16 protein-coding genes and 1 tRNA gene are annotated in these 16,539 nt (G+C 33.5%); 7 read left to right on the top strand and 10 right to left on the bottom strand.

The features are described 5' to 3' along the window. Positions 1–18: 18 nt before the first annotated feature. From FVB9532_RS07485 to FVB9532_RS07465, 5 genes are all read right to left on the bottom strand, one after another. A complete protein-coding gene (locus FVB9532_RS07485; protein WP_150544589.1) occupies positions 19–1,641 on the bottom strand; it encodes a dihydroxyacetone kinase subunit DhaK in 1,623 nt (540 codons plus the stop codon). A 153-nt stretch (positions 1,642–1,794) separates the two neighbouring features. Next, entirely contained in the window at positions 1,795–2,367 is a 573-nt protein-coding gene (locus FVB9532_RS07480) for a GFO_1091 family lipoprotein (RefSeq protein WP_150544588.1), read from the bottom strand. A gap of 9 nt (positions 2,368–2,376) precedes the next feature. After that, the gene (locus tag FVB9532_RS07475) at positions 2,377–2,901 is read right to left on the bottom strand and encodes a GFO_1090 family protein (protein ID WP_150544587.1); all 525 of its coding nucleotides are present in this window, start codon (positions 2,899–2,901) and stop codon (positions 2,377–2,379) included. A 4-nt stretch (positions 2,902–2,905) separates the two neighbouring features. Continuing rightward, on the bottom strand, positions 2,906–3,367 hold the full coding sequence (locus tag FVB9532_RS07470; RefSeq protein ID WP_150544586.1) for a PG0215 family putative anti-sigma factor: 462 nt from the start codon (positions 3,365–3,367) through the stop codon (positions 2,906–2,908). After that, a complete protein-coding gene (locus FVB9532_RS07465) occupies positions 3,354–3,863 on the bottom strand; it encodes a GFO_1088 family ECF-type sigma factor (protein ID WP_150544585.1) in 510 nt (169 codons plus the stop codon). Before FVB9532_RS07465 ends, FVB9532_RS07470 begins: the two co-directional genes overlap by 14 nt. A 115-nt stretch (positions 3,864–3,978) precedes the next feature. Here FVB9532_RS07465 and FVB9532_RS07460 point away from each other — a divergent pair, with 115 nt between their 5' ends. Beyond that, positions 3,979–5,370 carry a GFO_1087 family putative carboxy terminal peptidase gene (locus FVB9532_RS07460; protein WP_150544584.1) on the top strand — a complete coding sequence of 464 codons (1,392 nt, stop codon included), beginning with the start codon at positions 3,979–3,981 and terminating at the stop codon, positions 5,368–5,370. On the opposite strand, the gene FVB9532_RS07455 is transcribed toward FVB9532_RS07460, so the two are convergent. Next, on the bottom strand, positions 5,371–6,597 hold the full coding sequence (locus tag FVB9532_RS07455; RefSeq protein ID WP_150544583.1) for a multidrug effflux MFS transporter: 1,227 nt from the start codon (positions 6,595–6,597) through the stop codon (positions 5,371–5,373). A 146-nt stretch (positions 6,598–6,743) separates the two neighbouring features. Here FVB9532_RS07455 and FVB9532_RS07450 point away from each other — a divergent pair. The 3 genes from FVB9532_RS07450 (at position 6,744) to FVB9532_RS07440 (ending at position 9,014) form a co-directional block, all read left to right on the top strand. After that, positions 6,744–6,818, top strand: a tRNA-Pro gene (locus tag FVB9532_RS07450). Between the two features lie 405 nt (positions 6,819–7,223). Then, positions 7,224–8,507, top strand: coding sequence for a phosphopyruvate hydratase (gene eno, locus FVB9532_RS07445; RefSeq protein ID WP_150544582.1), 1,284 nt, complete (start codon positions 7,224–7,226; stop codon positions 8,505–8,507). A 36-nt stretch (positions 8,508–8,543) separates the two neighbouring features. Beyond that, entirely contained in the window at positions 8,544–9,014 is a 471-nt protein-coding gene (locus FVB9532_RS07440) for an HAD family hydrolase (protein ID WP_150544581.1), read from the top strand. Positions 9,015–9,485: 471 nt separating this feature from the next. Here FVB9532_RS07440 and FVB9532_RS07435 read toward each other — a convergent pair whose 3' ends face one another. Further along, complete coding sequence (locus FVB9532_RS07435) at positions 9,486–10,199, bottom strand: hypothetical protein (RefSeq protein WP_150544580.1); 714 nt, start codon at positions 10,197–10,199, stop codon at positions 9,486–9,488. Between the two features lie 354 nt (positions 10,200–10,553). Here FVB9532_RS07435 and FVB9532_RS07430 point away from each other — a divergent pair, with 354 nt between their 5' ends. Genes FVB9532_RS07430 through FVB9532_RS07420 form a run of 3 tightly spaced genes read left to right on the top strand, consistent with a single transcriptional unit; the run spans position 10,554 to position 13,099 of the window. After that, positions 10,554–10,742: a hypothetical protein gene (locus tag FVB9532_RS07430; RefSeq protein ID WP_150544579.1), complete on the top strand. Its 189-nt coding sequence runs from the start codon at positions 10,554–10,556 to the stop codon at positions 10,740–10,742. Between the two features lie 43 nt (positions 10,743–10,785). Then, positions 10,786–12,435, top strand: a complete 1,650-nt coding sequence (locus FVB9532_RS07425) for a tetratricopeptide repeat-containing sensor histidine kinase (RefSeq protein WP_150544578.1) — start codon at positions 10,786–10,788, stop codon at positions 12,433–12,435. 4 nt (positions 12,436–12,439) lie between these two features. Beyond that, entirely contained in the window at positions 12,440–13,099 is a 660-nt protein-coding gene (locus FVB9532_RS07420) for a DNA-binding response regulator (protein ID WP_150544577.1), read from the top strand. A gap of 181 nt (positions 13,100–13,280) precedes the next feature. Here the strand turns inward: FVB9532_RS07420 and FVB9532_RS07415 are convergent, their stop codons facing one another. From FVB9532_RS07415 to FVB9532_RS07405, 3 genes are all read right to left on the bottom strand, one after another. Next, positions 13,281–13,769: a DUF4168 domain-containing protein gene (locus FVB9532_RS07415; protein WP_150544576.1), complete on the bottom strand. Its 489-nt coding sequence runs from the start codon at positions 13,767–13,769 to the stop codon at positions 13,281–13,283. 166 nt (positions 13,770–13,935) lie between these two features. Further along, complete coding sequence (locus FVB9532_RS07410; RefSeq protein ID WP_150544575.1) at positions 13,936–14,832, bottom strand: NAD(P)-dependent oxidoreductase; 897 nt, start codon at positions 14,830–14,832, stop codon at positions 13,936–13,938. 129 nt (positions 14,833–14,961) lie between these two features. Further along, a complete protein-coding gene (locus tag FVB9532_RS07405) occupies positions 14,962–16,506 on the bottom strand; it encodes an acyl-CoA carboxylase subunit beta (RefSeq protein ID WP_150544574.1) in 1,545 nt (514 codons plus the stop codon). Positions 16,507–16,539 lie beyond the last annotated feature (33 nt).

Genomic DNA, 16,539 nt, shown 5'->3' with positions numbered 1-16,539 from the left:
AAATAGCTCGCTTTTTTATTATCCAATTAATTTCTCAAATACTCTTGCGACAGCTTCTGCTCCTGGATCTGGAATATCTTTTAAAGATTTTTCAGATAAGTAAGAAGAGCGTCCAAAGTCGGTATTAGTAATTTTCTTAGTCTTTTCTGCTCCTTCACGGGCTTTTTCAGCAGCGGTTTTTAAATTTCCATCTTCTGCTAAAACTTTAAATGCCGGTTGTAAAGCATCGATCATGGTTCGCTGTCCTTCTTCCGCACCACCAAATTCTTTCATTTTTTGTAATCCTTCATTCAGGGCTTTTCCTAAATGCTCATTTTCTTTATAAGCATTTCCTGCCCGAGTGAACATTAAAGAAAGTAAAACCCCACTAGAACCACCGGTTTCCCTAGCTAAAATCCGGCCAATGCTTATGAATAGTTCAGCGGAATTATCCAGCGGAAGTTGAGGAATTAATTCTTTTATTTTTTTTGCACCGGCGGCAAAGGTAGAACCTGCATCACCGTCGCCTACTTTTTCATCGATTTCATTTAATTCCTTTTTTAAACTGATTAATTCTTCTGTTATCGTCTTTAAACTTTTTTCTACTTTTTCATTGGTAGTAGCTTCAAATGGAAGTGTTTCCGGAAGCTCCGGACTAGATACGGAACTAACATCTCCAAATTCCCTAATTATCCAGGCAGCTGGTTCTACATCGGCGGTTAAAGCTTTATTGATTTCTTCATCTAATTGTAAAAGGGAAAGTGAAAAACCATTCATATTCAGTGAAGTCATTAGTTGGGAAGGTCCTACTAAGCATTTTACTTTTGCTGCTAATTCTGATTTTCGAAAAGCATGTAGTAAAATATTCATTTCTATAGGAGTCACACTTCCTAAATTATTAAGGATGAGCGCATATTCTGCTTCTGCTGAAGGTAAATATTCTTTTAATTGCGTTGTGGCTTTTTTCATTAAGGCTTCGGCATTATCCATCGAAATAGTTTCTACACCGGGTTCTCCATGAATTCCCAAACCTAGTTCTGCTTCATCTTTATCTAAACGGGATTCTTCCGGATTTTGAAACTTCTGTCCTTCTTCTAAAGACAATCCAATGGAATACATTTGCTGTGCTACTTTTTTAGCCAAGCTTGTCACCTCTTCCAATGATTTTCCTTCTTCAGCTAAATATCCGGCTGCTTTATGCACAAACAAAGTTCCGGCTAAACCACGTTGCTCGGTGTCTTCGCCTAAAGCTATATCGTCACCCACAATTACTGTTTCCACTTTGTAACCCATTTCTCTCGCTTGCTCTGCGGCAAGTCCGAAATTTAATCGATCGCCGGTATAATTTTTAATAATCAATAAACATCCTTTATCGCCAGTAGTTGCTAAAATGGCAGAAAGCACGGCATCTACTGAAGGGGAGGCAAAAATATCACCACACACGGCAGCGGTTAACATACCTTTTCCTACAAAACCTGCATGCGCCGGTTCGTGACCAGAACCTCCACCAGAGATAATGGCGACTTTATTTTTATCTATATTTTTACGAAGCACTACCCTTATTTCGGGAAAATTATCTAGTTTGGTAAGTTTAGGATCGGTTAAAAGGCCTTCTATACCTTCATCAACTACTTTTTGAGGATCGTTTATAAAAAATTTCATGTGAGTTTTTATTTTTAAATTTATAAAAAGCTAACAATTTCAGCTAATAAAGAAAAGTTAAGCTTCATAAAAAAAGCGAGTCATAATGACCCGCTTTGTGTTTAAGGAAATTCTAGTTTTTAGTTTAAACCTATCACCTCACCTATCTTAACTCTAAAACTCCGATGATTTATTTCCTGATTTCTCTTCTATTTCCTTTCCAAAATCACCGAGAACATCCAAATTAACATTGACATCCCCTTTAGAAGCAGATTTCATTAACTTCATCAAGGCTGAAAAATCCATGTCGTCCCCCAATAAACGGGCTACTGCAAAACCTTTTGTATCGTCATTGGCATAAACAATAACTTCGTCTATGGCATTTTCTTCTCCTAAATACATCACTTTTACGTTTCTACCAGAACTCCCCAATTTCATTAAAACTTTATATTTTTTATCTTTTAAAATGGATTCTATAGTAGCTTTTTCGTTTTGATAAGCTTCCGTATTTCTATCATTAACCGGAAAGGCCAATACATTTGCTTTTCTAATTGATTTTAAGGCTTTCCTGTCTTCTTCTGAAAGATTGCTGTTATCTCCTAGAAATAAACTGGAAGGTACATCTAAAACCACAAAGTTGTCGTTTTCCTGATGATCTACATAGTACGATTGCAAGGTAGGTTCTGAGTTACAAGCAACAGCTAACACAGCCATCATCAGCAGAATTATTTTATTTATCTTCTTCATAGCAATTTTTTATTTTTCTTCAACTTTTTCTAATTGATCTGCCCCGGGTACTTCAAGGTCTTTTGCCAGTTTAGAGACTTCTTTTAAATCTATATCTCCTGTAATGGACATGATAACTGTCATAGGCTTCCCATCTTCCTTTCCATTTAAGAACATAAACAATTGACTAACAGATCCTTTTTTACTTCCGGGTTTAGAGTAAAAATTCACTTCTTTTCCGTCGTCTTTAAAGCTCATTAATTTGCTCATGGAAGAAGAAGCCAGAAAACTTTTTACATCTTGTTCCATTTCCCCAGAAATACTTACATCATTTGTACTTAACACTTTAATATCTTCAAGGTTTTCAATAAGCTGGATATAACGTTTTACTTCAGGATCTTCACTTTCAAAATCTATATCGGCCAAGAGTTTAAACATCTCATTGGTCATTACCATAGAGCTTACCCCTTTCATATCTGCATATTTACTAAAGCTTTGCGCTTGGGTAACTATGGGAGCCAATACAAGGACAATAATTACGATTAACTTTTTCATAGGACTATTTGTTTATTAATTGATTTTTAGTTTGGTTGATTTCTTTTAAATAACTCAATTGTTTTTTTCCGTTTACTACCGCGTCGGTCATCATTAGTAATAGGTCTTGGGTATTTTGCATTGCCAATTCATAGGCTACAGGTTCTGCTTTTGTAAGTGTATTTTTCTGATGGTTACGGAATAAAAACACCGAAGCTATAATGGCTATACTTGCAGCAATACCGACCCATTTGTAAATAGAAAACCTAATGGGTTTCTTTTCTTCAAAAGGCATTTTAAATTCTATTTCATCTGAAGCTGAGATATTCCTTTCAGATTTTAGAAAGCTAAAAAGCGGAATGTACTCTTCTAATTCTGGAGCTACATTTCCAGAAAGGAAATAAGCTTCGAGCTCTTTTTCTTCAGCCAAACTAGTTTCTGCCTCTAAATAGTTATCTAGTAGTTTTTTTATGTTAGACAGTTCCATAGCGATGTTTTTTTATAATTTCTTTTCTAATTTTTTTTCGTGCTCGGGATAAAGCGACACGAATAGCTGTTGACTTCATCCCGGTAATCTCCATAATTTCGTCATATTCCAGTTGTTCTATATCCCTAAGCTGAATTAAGGTTTGTTCCTGTTCTGATAAATCCTTAATGATTCCAGCAACAAGTTCTAATTCATTTTTAGCTTCTAAGTGTTTTTGGAGTGATTTACTTTCATCTTCATAGTTACTATGTACAATTCTTAGATTATTGTTTTTCTTTAATTTTAATTGATCTAGACAGTGATTTTTGGTAACTGTCATTGCAAAAGCATGAGCATTATCATAATCTTGAAGCGTATCCCTTTTATTCCAAAGTTTCACAAAAACTTCCTGAACCGCATCCTGCGCTGCTTCTTTAGAAACCAATAAGCGTACCGATAGCCGATACATTTTATCTTTTATGGGGTTTATAAAAACTAAAAACTCCTGTTGGTTCATTTCTTTTTTACTTTTGCTCTACACTATGGTGACGAACTACTCTAAATTTTGTTACAATAAATTTTCAATTTATAATTTTGTGAGTATTTTCGAGTTATACTTTTAAATTGCAATGATGAAAAATAAATTTGCGCTCTTCTTACTTATAGGTCTTACTACATTTTCTTTCCTTTCATGTTTTGATGATCGGGATGATGAGATTATTCCTTCTTCTACTAAAGAAATACAAAATTTTATATGGAGAGGACTCAATATTTATTATCTCTATAAGCCAAATGTTCCTGCGTTACAGAGACAAACCTATGCGAATGAAACCGAATTAGATAATTTTCTGAAAAGTTTTGAATCTCCAGAGACTTTATTCTACGATTTAATTTACGAGCCTGAAGATAGATTTAGCTTTATTGTTTCTGATTATGAAGTATTGGAAGATGCTTTACAAGGAACAAGCTATACCAATGGAATGGAGTATGGTTTAATTCGTAATGAAGATAGCGGAGCTATTTTTGGTTATGTACGTTATGTTTTACCTAATACAACTGCTGCTGAAAAAGGAATTAAAAGAGGAATGATATTTAACCGGGTAGATGGTATTGAAATAACTGCAAATAATTATAGAGAATTATTTAGTCCATATACCTATACTATTGGTTTAGCGAATTATGAAAATGGAAATTTAACTCCATTAGACGAAGAATATACGTTAACAAAATATGAATATACAGAGAATCCTGTATATATAAGAAAGACTATAGATCATGCCAATAAAAAGATAGGCTATTTAATGTATAATGGGTTTACCAGTAATTATGACAATGAATTAAATGATGCATTTGCTTATTTTAAAGCAGAGAATATTGATGATCTTGTCATCGATTTACGATACAATGGCGGAGGAAGTGTAGAGACCAGTAACGATTTGGCGAGTATGGTTACCGGACAATTTAATGGTGAACTATTTACCACTCAGGTTTATAATGATAATTTCGAAAATGAAGAACGTTATTTCAATAATAGAATAAGTACTGGTGGAACTATTAACAGTTTAAACTTAAATAAAGTTTATGTAATTACAACCGGTAGCACGGCTTCTGCCAGTGAATTATTAATTGCTTCTTTAAGACCTTATATTGACGTAATTCAGGTAGGTACTACCACAACAGGAAAATACCAAGGATCGGTCACGCTTTATGATTCTCCAAATTTTTCAAGAACAAATGCTAATATTGGTCATAAGTACGCTATGCAACCCTTAATTTTAAAAACGGTTAATGCCAATGGTTTTACCGATTATTTTAATGGATTAACCCCAAATATTGAAATTGGGGAAGATTATGAAAATTTAGGTATTTTAGGCGAACCTACAGAACCATTATTGCAAGCAGCCTTAAATCAAGCTGAAGGAAGATTTGCCTATCCCCTTTCAGATCATATTATTGAATTTGGAGAAAGCAACGAGAACACGCCAACTCACCAAAAAATGTATATTGATGATTTTGATTATTAATTAGCGGGAAATCATCACCAAAGCTCTTTTTTCTTTGGCTTTAAATCTAATTAATAAAAGTAAACTCAACGTCAAAGACACCAAAATTATGGTGGCTAAGGGAATTAAACTTGGCCCCGTAAATTTACTAATAATAAAAGAAGCTATTGCCCCAAAAATCATTTTTAAACTTCCTACCAGAGCAGAAGCTCTTCCTGCCCTTTTGGTAAATGGAAATAAGGATAGTGCAGTAGTATTAGGGTTTTGAAATCCTAATAAAAATAAAATAAAGAACAATAAAATAACAGTTGTATAAAAGTTTCCTATTAAATAGCCATTTATTAAAAATAGCACCCCTAAAGCAACCAGTATAAAACCAATAATTAGGGTAACGGCAAATGTGGTCGCTCTTTTAAGAACCAATCTGTTTAATTGACTACCTATGATTAAACCTGCTGCATTCATCCCGAACAACCATCCAAACTGACTTTCGGTTAAGTGAAATTTATCCATAAATAAACTAGGTGCGTTACTTATATAAGCAAACATAGCTCCAATGGTTAAACTTCCTGCAAAGGAAAACGTAAGAAAAATTTTATCTTCCAATATACCCTTGTACTTATTGATAACTTGACCTATTTTTAAATCAACAGTTTTATCTGGTTCAATACTTTCCGGTAAAAACTTAGTTACACTTATAAACATAAGCACAGCAAATACTGCCAATATTAAAAATATGATGTGCCAAGAGAAATGAGTAATCACTATTCCACCAATAGTAGGTGCAATGATAGGTGCTCCTCCCATAATTAACATTAAGAAAGAAATGGCCCTTGCTACTTCCTGAGGAGGAAAAATATCTCTCACCACTGCTTTTGAAGCTACCATTCCTGCCGATGAACCTATTGCTAAAAAGAACCTAGATATAATTAGCCAATACAAATTGGGAGAATAAAAGCAACTTATTGCCGAAACAATATAAACTACTAACCCAATTAGTAATGGTTTCTTTCTGCCAAACTTATCCATTATGGGGCCATAAGCTAATTGGCCAAAAGAAATCCCAATAAAATAACTGGTAAGCGAAAAGCCTACCTGAGCTTTAGTCGTAGTAAATTCTTTAGCTATACTATCAAAACTAGGCAGATACATATCTATGGAAAAAGGACCCAATGCAATTAAAGTCCCTAAAACCAATAGAATTATCTTTTCACGTTTCTTATTTCTGATGGTAAAATCTTCTTGCATTTTGCAAATTTCGTTCAATGCTAGTGAATTGATCAAGTGAAAATCTTGTTTAACAAATAATTAATAGCCCTTCTAAAGGATTAATATTTTTACATATAAATTTGACTGAAATTAGATGGAATTCTTATATTCGCAGTCCAAATTTTCGGGATGTAGCTTAGTCCGGTTAAAGTGCGCGTCTGGGGGGCGCGAGATCGGAGGTTCGAATCCTCTCATCCCGACAAATAGAAATCCAATCACAAGTGTGGTTGGATTTTTTGTTTTCATCAACTAATCAATTAAAAAACTTCGGTTTATTTTCTTTTTCTTCAGGGATTACGGTTAACTATAAATAAATTTAATATAAAGCTTTTTTCACTTTTAACACGAATATAATATACTGGGAATCAACCTAGCCTATATCCATAAATCAGGAAGTGAACACCATCAAATTTTTACTATAAGATGGTATTGAATTTTATACTCCTTTGACTACAAATACTTTTAAAGCAATTAAAAATACCTTAGATTAGTAGTAATTCTAAAATAGCTATAAAAGTAAAACCCGAAAATCAATCAATTTACTGCCAAATTTGACTTTAATTTTTGCTATAAAACGATAAATAAAACAAACTATTGACTTAATTATGAAAATTCAAAAAATTGAAGCAATCGAAATTCTTGATTCAAGAGGAAATCCAACAGTTGAAGTAAATTTAAAATTAGAAGATGGAACAACTTCTAGGGCTATGGTTCCAAGTGGTGCATCAACCGGAGAAAGGGAGGCCGTAGAAATCAGGGATGGAGACCCAAAACGCTACGGCGGGAAAGGCGTTTTAAAAGCTGTTGGGAATGTGAACTCCACGATTGCAAAGGCGATTGAGAATAAACATTTTAATAGTCAAAAAGAGATCGATTACTTCCTCATGGAACTTGATGGAACAGATAATAAATCAAACATAGGGGCAAACGCCATCCTGGGTGTTTCTATGGCCTTTGCCAGAGCAAAAGCAACAAGTTCAAGTATTCCATTATATCAATACTTGGGAGGAGGTAATGCTCACATTATGCCGGTTCCTTGTATGAATGTCATCAATGGAGGTAAACATGCAGACAATACAATTGATTTTCAGGAATTCATGATTGCCCCTCACAATGCATCATCATTTACCGAAGCAATACGTATGGGAGAAGAAGTTTTTCACGCCCTCAAAGTAGTTTTAAAATCAAAAGGGTTTAGTACCGGCGTTGGTGATGAAGGTGGGTTTGCCCCTGATCTAAAATCCAATGAACAAGCTGTTGAAATGATTTTGGAAGGGATTCATAAAGCGGGATATAAAGCGGGCAACGATGTTAGTATTTGTATTGACCCTGCTTCCAGCGAAATGTGGGAAAATGGCAGCTATAAATTTTTTAAAAGTTCACAAAAATTAGTAAGCAGTGATGATATGGTCAAGCTTTGGGAAAGTTGGGTAAAGCAATACCCCATTGTATTACTTGAAGACGGACTGGCTGAAAATGATTGGGAAGGATGGAAAAACTTAACAGAAGTACTGGGTAGCAAAGTTGAACTTGTAGGCGATGATATTTTCTGTACCAATAAGCGCATATTGCAGGAAGCAATCAATAAGGAAGTTGCAAATTCTATCCTTATCAAGCTGAATCAAATAGGAACAGTTACAGAAACATTAGAGACGATAGAACTGGCCTATAAAAATGCATACAATTGTTTTGTGTCGCATAGAAGTGGTGAAACCATAGATACTTTTATTTCAGATTTAACAGTAGGAATTAATGCAGGGCATTTAAAAACCGGAAGCGGATGTCGTGGAGAACGGGTTGAGAAATTCAATCAGCTCATGCGTATCGAAAACGAATTAGGTAAATCTGCCCAATTTGCAGGCTTAAAAGCATTTAAGAACGCACTATAAAACATTTTTTCAATATGAAATTTTAGATTCCTAAACATGTTAAAATTTGAAATTCCCAATAGAGAAACAATACAAGCTGAATACCTTGTTTTGGATTACAATGGTACGCTGGCCATTGATGGAAAGCTGTTACCCGGCATAAAAGAAAAATTAAATTCTCTGGCCGATGATATAAAAATTTATGTGGTAACCGGTGATAATTTTGGAAACGCAAGAGAAAGTCTAAAAGAAGTACGCTGCGAATGTATTATTGTCCAAGAAAAAATACAGCAACAATACAAAAAGGAGTTTGTTACCAAACTTAATGCAGCTAAAGTGATTGCCATTGGTAATGGACTGAATGATGCTTTAATGCTAAAGGAAGCAGCACTAAGTATGATCGTATTACAAAAAGAAGGAGCTTCTGTAAAAACACTCATTAATGCAGATATGGTTTTTTCATCTGTGATAGATATATTGGATGCTTTGGATAATCCATTACGTATCGCTGCTACCTTAAGAAGTTGAAGCTATAATTTAAAAAAGATGAACTAAACAACAGTTCATCTTTTTATCTAGTTAATTTCGAGATAACTCTCGGAATAGAAAATAGACTTTAAAGTAGAAACAAAAAAAGGATTTAATCTTTGAAGGAGATGGCTTTTTAGTTAATGGAATAAATCTTCATAGTGTTTTCAACTTTTTAACTTTCATTAAAATCTGAATCCTTACCCCTAGCGTAAAACCGTTAGGGAAGGCTTTTTCCAAGAAAATTCCAGTTTGGAAATATTTCGTGTTACAATTTTCCAAGAAAATTCCATACATCAATCATAAGGCCAAAAAGAAATTTATCACAACTTTATATGTGTGAATGCTCTTTCCGAAAAACCATCATTATTTTTTTCTTAAAAACAACTTTTATACTTCAGTAAAAATAACTCTAAGTAAAATAACTTTCTTGTTCAATTTTCAACTTATCTAGTTTTAAACTTCTTATTCCTAAGGGCAGACATGCTCATTAATCATATAATACGTAATTTTCTTTAAAGTTTCTCCTACAACGGGATGAAGTCCAGGTTTGGTAAAATATTCTAATTCACCATCACTTTTTTTATAATACCAAATCTTTGGACGACCTTTTTCATCAAAAAAAGTGGTTTGACAATTCACTTCTACTTTTTTAAAATTGTCTATCATATCTTGGTTATAGATTTTAAGCCTACCCTCATTAAATAACTTTTTATCGAAAGCGGCTTCTTCATAATGATCTTCTTGCCAAGCCATCCATTTAGGATCTTCGATAAAAGTGAAAGACCACATGCCTATTCCGATTAACAAAATAATCACTCCTATAAAAACAACTCTTCCTTCCTTTTGTAAATTATATATCATCAAAGGTAATTTTCCCTTTTCTTTTTTAGTGTACGCTGCAGAAAATTCTTGATAGGTAGTATACCCTAAATAATTAGCCAGTCCTTTAATAATTTTAAATTGTTTAATAGAAATATCCTTCTCTACTTTTCCTGCTTTTTTAAGCGCATCTGTATAATAATCACGATAACTTCTTTCATTTAGAAAAAGTTCTTCTTTTTCATCTACAAAATCTGAAAGCAACTCAGCTCTTTTTTGTTGCGAAGGTTTTTTTAAACCTTGTTTTTTCAGTTCTTCTCCGGCCTTATTAAAAGCCTCTATAATCAAGTATTTATGTGCCATATTATAAGTATTTACAAAATTTAAATCCTTTCATATTAGTTGGAAAAACATTGGATTATTATTTCCAAAAGCTTTCCTATTACTATCCACCCTATTTCCAAACATTACTGTGATTTCTCCCTTCATTTGCTTCAAGTTTGGTTCAAGTCCTATTCGCAGGGACTTTGCGAAAACCATCTTACAGAGGATAAAATGCAAGGCATTTAACTTAGAGAAGTAGTTCAAATTCCTTGACCAATTTCCTCCTCACTTCTCACTGGGGAATGACGTCTTCCCCTCTTTAAATAATGCTCCTAAAGCAATACCCAAATTATGGGAATGGGGAGCCTATGTCAAATTTTTAATTCTATAAAAATGAAAAAAATATATGTAATAGTCCTTACGGTTTTCCTTAATCTAGCATTTTTTTCCTGTACACCGGAAGCCTTGGAAGATCAAGTTTTGAATACGGAACAAGCAACAGATAGCGACGATGAAACTCCTTGCTGTGATGAAGACGGAGATATAGATCCACCGCCACCGCCACCAGAAGATGGTGAATAAACGAATAATTTATTTTTAATATTTAAAACTGTATTTTAGAGGAATGAAAAAGATTATAGTTTCATTCCTCTTTATTTTGGGGCTATCCTTAGGATGTAAATCACAAATAAAAAAAACATCTTCAATCGATAGTCTTTCCTATTATGTAAAGCTCATTAACAAATCTTCAAATGCAGAAAATCTTTTAAATGCATTTCATTACCTTCAGAAAAAACAAATAAGGGATGAAAAAAATGCTTCTAAACTTACCCAAATTTATAACCTTATCTATTTATCAAGAAGCCAATATAAATTAGGCTTTTTAAGTGATAGTGAGCAAACAGCTATTAAAGCACTACAACTTGCAGACGGAGTAAAACCAACTCCTATTTTACAAGTCTATCAAAACACTTTATATAATCATTTAGGTAAGCTTTATAGGGAAATGGGTATTTATAAATCTGCTTTGTACTTTTATGAAAAAGCTTTGGAGGAAACAGGTTTAGCTGAAAAAGTGATTATTTTTAATAATGTTGGAAATATTTACAAAGATTTAAATAAAGATTCTTTAGCCATTAGTTATTATAAAAAGGCTATAGAACTTAGCTCTTTAAAAGGTTATCAGGAAAACCTAGCACGCAGTCAAGATAATTTAGGTCATATTCTAATTAATTCTCAACCGTCAAAAGCATTTTCGTATTTACAACGAGCTCTTCAATTAAGAAGAAAACTTCAAGATAAAGAAGGGATTTTCACCAGCTACCTACATCTAAGTGAATATTATACAAGTATAAAACAAAACCTACAAGCGAAACAATACTTAGAAAAAGCGAAGCAAATAGCTAATGAATTTAATAATTTGAAATATAAAGAAGCTGCGCTTTATAAGATTTTAAAATTAAGTGGTTCTAAAGAAGCAGAAACCTATTTAAAAATTAGGGATAGTTTAGAAAGTATTCAGAATTCTATTAATAACAAATACCTTTCCCTACAATATCAAATTAACAAAGTAGAAAAGGAAGCCGATAAATTAGAAATTGAAAAAGCAAAAGAAGAGCAGAAAACCATTATTTACAGAGCAATAGGTATAATTATTTTACTGATTGCAGCGGCCATTTATTTCTTTCAAAAAATGAAGCATCGTAGAGAAAAGGAAGCACAAGTTTTTTTAATAGAATCAAGAATTGCAAAACAAGTTCATGATGAAGTAGCTAACGATATTTATCAATTTCTGGTAAAACTTGAAAATAATTCACAGGTAAACGAGCAAATTTTAAATGAATTGGAAGATATCTATCATCATTCCCGTGATATTTCACATCAATATAAAGCCTTTCCTGAAAATGAAAATTTTGGGCAATTGCTCAAAGAAATGTTTTTAAACTATCAAACCCCCATACTCCGCATTATTACAAAAAACACCTCTACAATTGATTGGACAAAAGTCCCTGCACTTAAAAAAAATACAATTTATAGGGTTACACAAGAACTTATGACAAATATGAAAAAACATAGCCAAGCCAATCTGGTTCTATGGGATTTTAATAAAAAAGGGAAAAAAATAATTATTACTTATACTGATAATGGCAAAGGGACTAAACTAAAAAAGAAAAATGGACTCCTAAATACGGAATCCCGTATAAAAGCCATGAAAGGAAATATTACCTTTGAATCTAACGTTAACCAAGGCTTTAAAGCCAAGATTATTATTTAAATTTATGTATTCAAAAATAATTATAGCCGAAGACTTAGCAAGCATAAATGAAGGAATAGCCCAACTCTCAAAAAAACTAGGTATATCTAGCATTACCCAAGTACAATACTGTGATGAAGCTTATTTAAAAGTAAAAAAAGCTATCAATGATAAACAACCTTATGAACTTTTAATCACAGATTTATCATTTAAAGCAAGTCATAGAGAAGAAAATTATACCAAAGGGGAAGAACTTATAGCAGCTTTAAAAGCTAAGCATACTCATTTAAAAATTATTGTTTTTTCTATAGAAGACCGTCCTACGAAAATTAAGAATTTAATGAATATGGGGATTGATGCTTATGTTTGTAAGGACAGGACAGGTTTGAAAGAATTGGAAGAAGCTATAAAAGAAACTTGGAGCGGCAATATTTATCTTTCTCCTCAAATAGCCAATAAAATGGGAAATGACCAATTGGAAATAGACGATTTTGACATAAAATTACTCAATTATTTGGCTGAAGGATATTCTCAGGAAGAAATAAGTAAACTGTTCAAATCAAAAAATATTAGCCCTAGCAGTTTAAGTTCTATAGAGAAAAGAGTAAGCCGATTAAAAATACACCTAGGGGCAAAAAATACTTACCAATTAATAGCCTTATCAAAAGATATTGGATTGATTTAAATTAATTACACCTCCATAAAATTTCCCCTTTAACGAAGCCTGTTTTTACGGAAAAAGAAATTATTCAATTATCAAGCAGCATAAACCTTTAAACTATATCCATCTAAAGAGAACTTTTAAAATAAAAAAAGGACGGTTTTTAAAAAACCATCCTTTTTTAGTAAGATATAATTTTATCTAATTAACCTTTAGAGTTAGCAGCGGGTGCTCCTCCTTGTGTCTTTTTAACCATAATGGCTTGAAGTTCTTGCTGAAGTTCACGATCTGCCTGTATTGCAGCGGCAACTTCTTGGTAACGCTCCATCGTTAACCCTGTATCATTGATAACTTCTTCCATTCTAGACTCCAGTTCAGGTTGCATTTTTTGAAAGTTATCAATAATTGCTTTATGAGAAGCTAATTCTTTTTCAGTAGCATCTAATTTAGTATTAGGATCTGTCTGAGCTTGTTGGATCTCTTGAAAACGGGCAACTTCTAAACCATTATCCTGAATAATGACCACCATTTCTTGCTGAGCTTTTTGATTTTCCATCTGCACCGCTTGATAAGCGTCTGCAAATTTGTTCAAATCTTGATCAGATACATCTTTTGAAGCTGTTTGAGCAGATATCCCTAAGGTACCTAACATTGCTACAAATAAAAATAAATTGAGTTTTACTGATTTTAACATAATTCTTTTTTAAATTTTAATTTCGATTTTAATAATAGAAGCCAATATTGTTATTTCCTCTTACCTAAATAACAAATTAAAGATTAAAACTCCTACTCTATCAATTTTCTCAAATGTAATGCCATTATTTGGGAATGCCAAAAAAGCAGCCTATCTTAACTTAGATTTACCTTTCTAAAAAGTTCTGTATATTTTGTAAGACTTTGAAAGACAAACGTTCTTGGGTTTGCTGAGACCAACCTGCACTTTTCTGAGAGGCAATAACATTTTCCCTATTAATTATTGATTCAGGTAAATAAGCTGTTGCATCACCATCAAAAATTGTGTAATTGTTTCTCACTTTTAACCAATTTTGAAATGATTTCTCTTCAAATGGTAACCCAAGTGAAGTATTGATTAATACTTTATTATCTCCAAATTGTTTAAACTCGTTTTCTTTTAACAAAACTGTGTTTTTAGGAAGATGAATAGAAATAATATCACAAGTTTTTAGCAACTCACCTAATTCTAAATACTTAAGCTTAGCATTTTCAAATTCTGGTTTTCTAGTTCTACTAAAATAATAAACCTCAACATTTAAAGCTTCTAAGGCTTTTGCCAATAGTTTACCTGTTGTTCCTAAACCAATAATCCCAAATTTTTGACCGCTCAACTCTAGTGGTTGTTCTTGCCATTGGTGCTCTCCAAAACCGTGTAATAATTGGATTACCTCAGAAATTACAAACTCAATGACTCCGGGATCTCCATAATCAAATATTCCGTTGACTTCTATATTTCTTTCTTGTGCATAATTAACAGCTACATTAGCAGATTCATCATCATATAGCGAACACGCCATTCCAATATATTTCAAATCTTTGGCGGCATCGATTATTTCTTCTGAAATTTGGGTTCGCCAAGAAACAATAATGGCTTCAGCATCTTCTACCCTGCTTTTTACTTCCTCTGATGTGGGTTCGTCGTGATACACTTCAACTTCATTAGCATATTTATTTAATTCTTCTAAAGTTGAAGTATTCATTTTGGTTTCATCAACAACAACTATCTTTTTAAATTTTCTCATAGCAGGAAAATAAAAAACCGATGAGGAACAACTCATCGGTTTTGGAAAATTTTAGTAGTTTCTTTATGAGATGCTGAAAACAAAGATTCAACGTTAGTTAATCAAGTTCAGCAGAGATAAGAGTAAAAACTATAAAGGAATATTACCGTGTTTTCTATTCGCTCGTAATACCTTTTTATGCTCTAACATACTAAACCCTTTCAATAATTTTCTACGGGTATCACGTGGCATAATCACTTCATCTATAAATCCACGTTTGGCAGCTTCAAAAGGAGTAGCAAACAATTCAGCATACTCGGCTTCCTTTTCAGCTAATTTTGCTTCGCTATCGTTGGCTTCGCTAATTTCTTTTCTAAAGATAATTTCACTGGCTCCTTTTGCTCCCATAACTGCAATTTCTGCACTTGGCCAAGCAAAGTTTAAATCGGCTCCAATGTGTTTAGAGTTCATTACATCGTAAGCACCACCATAAGCTTTACGAGTAATCACGGTAACTTTTGGCACGGTAGCTTCACTCAACGCATACAATAATTTGGCTCCGTGAAGGATGATCCCGTTCCATTCTTGATCGGTTCCCGGTAAAAATCCAGGTACATCTACCAACACTAATAACGGAATGTTGAAACAATCACAAAAACGAGTAAAACGTGCTGCTTTTTTAGAAGAATCTACATCTAAAACCCCCGCTAGGCTCATTGGTTGGTTGGCAACAATGCCAATACTTCTTCCTCCTAAGCGAGCAAAACCAACAATTATATTTTCAGCATAATCCTTATGAATTTCAAAGAAAGAATCTTCATCAATAATCCCATTAATTACCTCGTGCATATCGTAAGGTTTGTTGGAACTATCAGGAATTAATTCGTCTAATTTCGGGCGAAGTTCGTCTCCCAATTCATAAGGTAACTTTTCTGGCGCTTGCTGATTGTTTTGCGGCATATAGCCGATCATCTTTTTTATATCTTCTAAACAAGCAATATCGTTAATAGCTACCCGATGGGTAACTCCCGATTTAGTGGAATGAGTACTCGCTCCTCCTAATTCTTCAGACGTTACTTCTTCATTAGTCACGGTTTTCACCACGTTTGGACCAGTCACAAACATGTAACTGGTATCTTGTACCATTAGCGTAAAATCTGTCATTGCCGGAGAATAAACGGCTCCCCCCGCACAAGGTCCCATAATGGCTGAAATCTGTGGAATTACTCCAGAAGATTTTACATTACGATGAAAAATATCGGCATAACCACCAAGAGATCGCACGCCTTCTTGAATTCTCGCTCCACCAGAATCGTTTAAACCAATCATCGGTGCTCCTACTTTCATCGCCAAATCCATCACTTTACATATTTTTTCAGCGTGTGTTTCTGAAAGCGAACCTCCAAAAACTGTAAAATCTTGCGCGAACACATACACTAACCTACCATTAATGGTTCCGTAGCCGGTGATGACTCCATCACCATATATTTTTTGTTTGTCCATCCCAAACTCGGTGGTTCGGTGAGTGACTAAAATCCCAATTTCTTCAAAAGAACCTTCATCTAATAAATAATTTACACGCTCTCTTGCGGTTAGTTTTTTCTTTTCGTGTTGTTTGGCAATTCGCTTCTCACCACCACCCAAATGGGCATTTTTAATTTTTTCTTGAAGCTGATCTATATTTTTTTGACTCATTTAATTTTCTTTTTGAATAGAATGTTTCAACTA

It is taken from the genome of Mesonia oceanica, assembly GCF_902499555.1.
Lineage (GTDB): Bacteria > Bacteroidota > Bacteroidia > Flavobacteriales > Flavobacteriaceae > Mesonia > Mesonia oceanica.
This window is presented reverse-complemented; position numbering and strand designations above follow the sequence as displayed.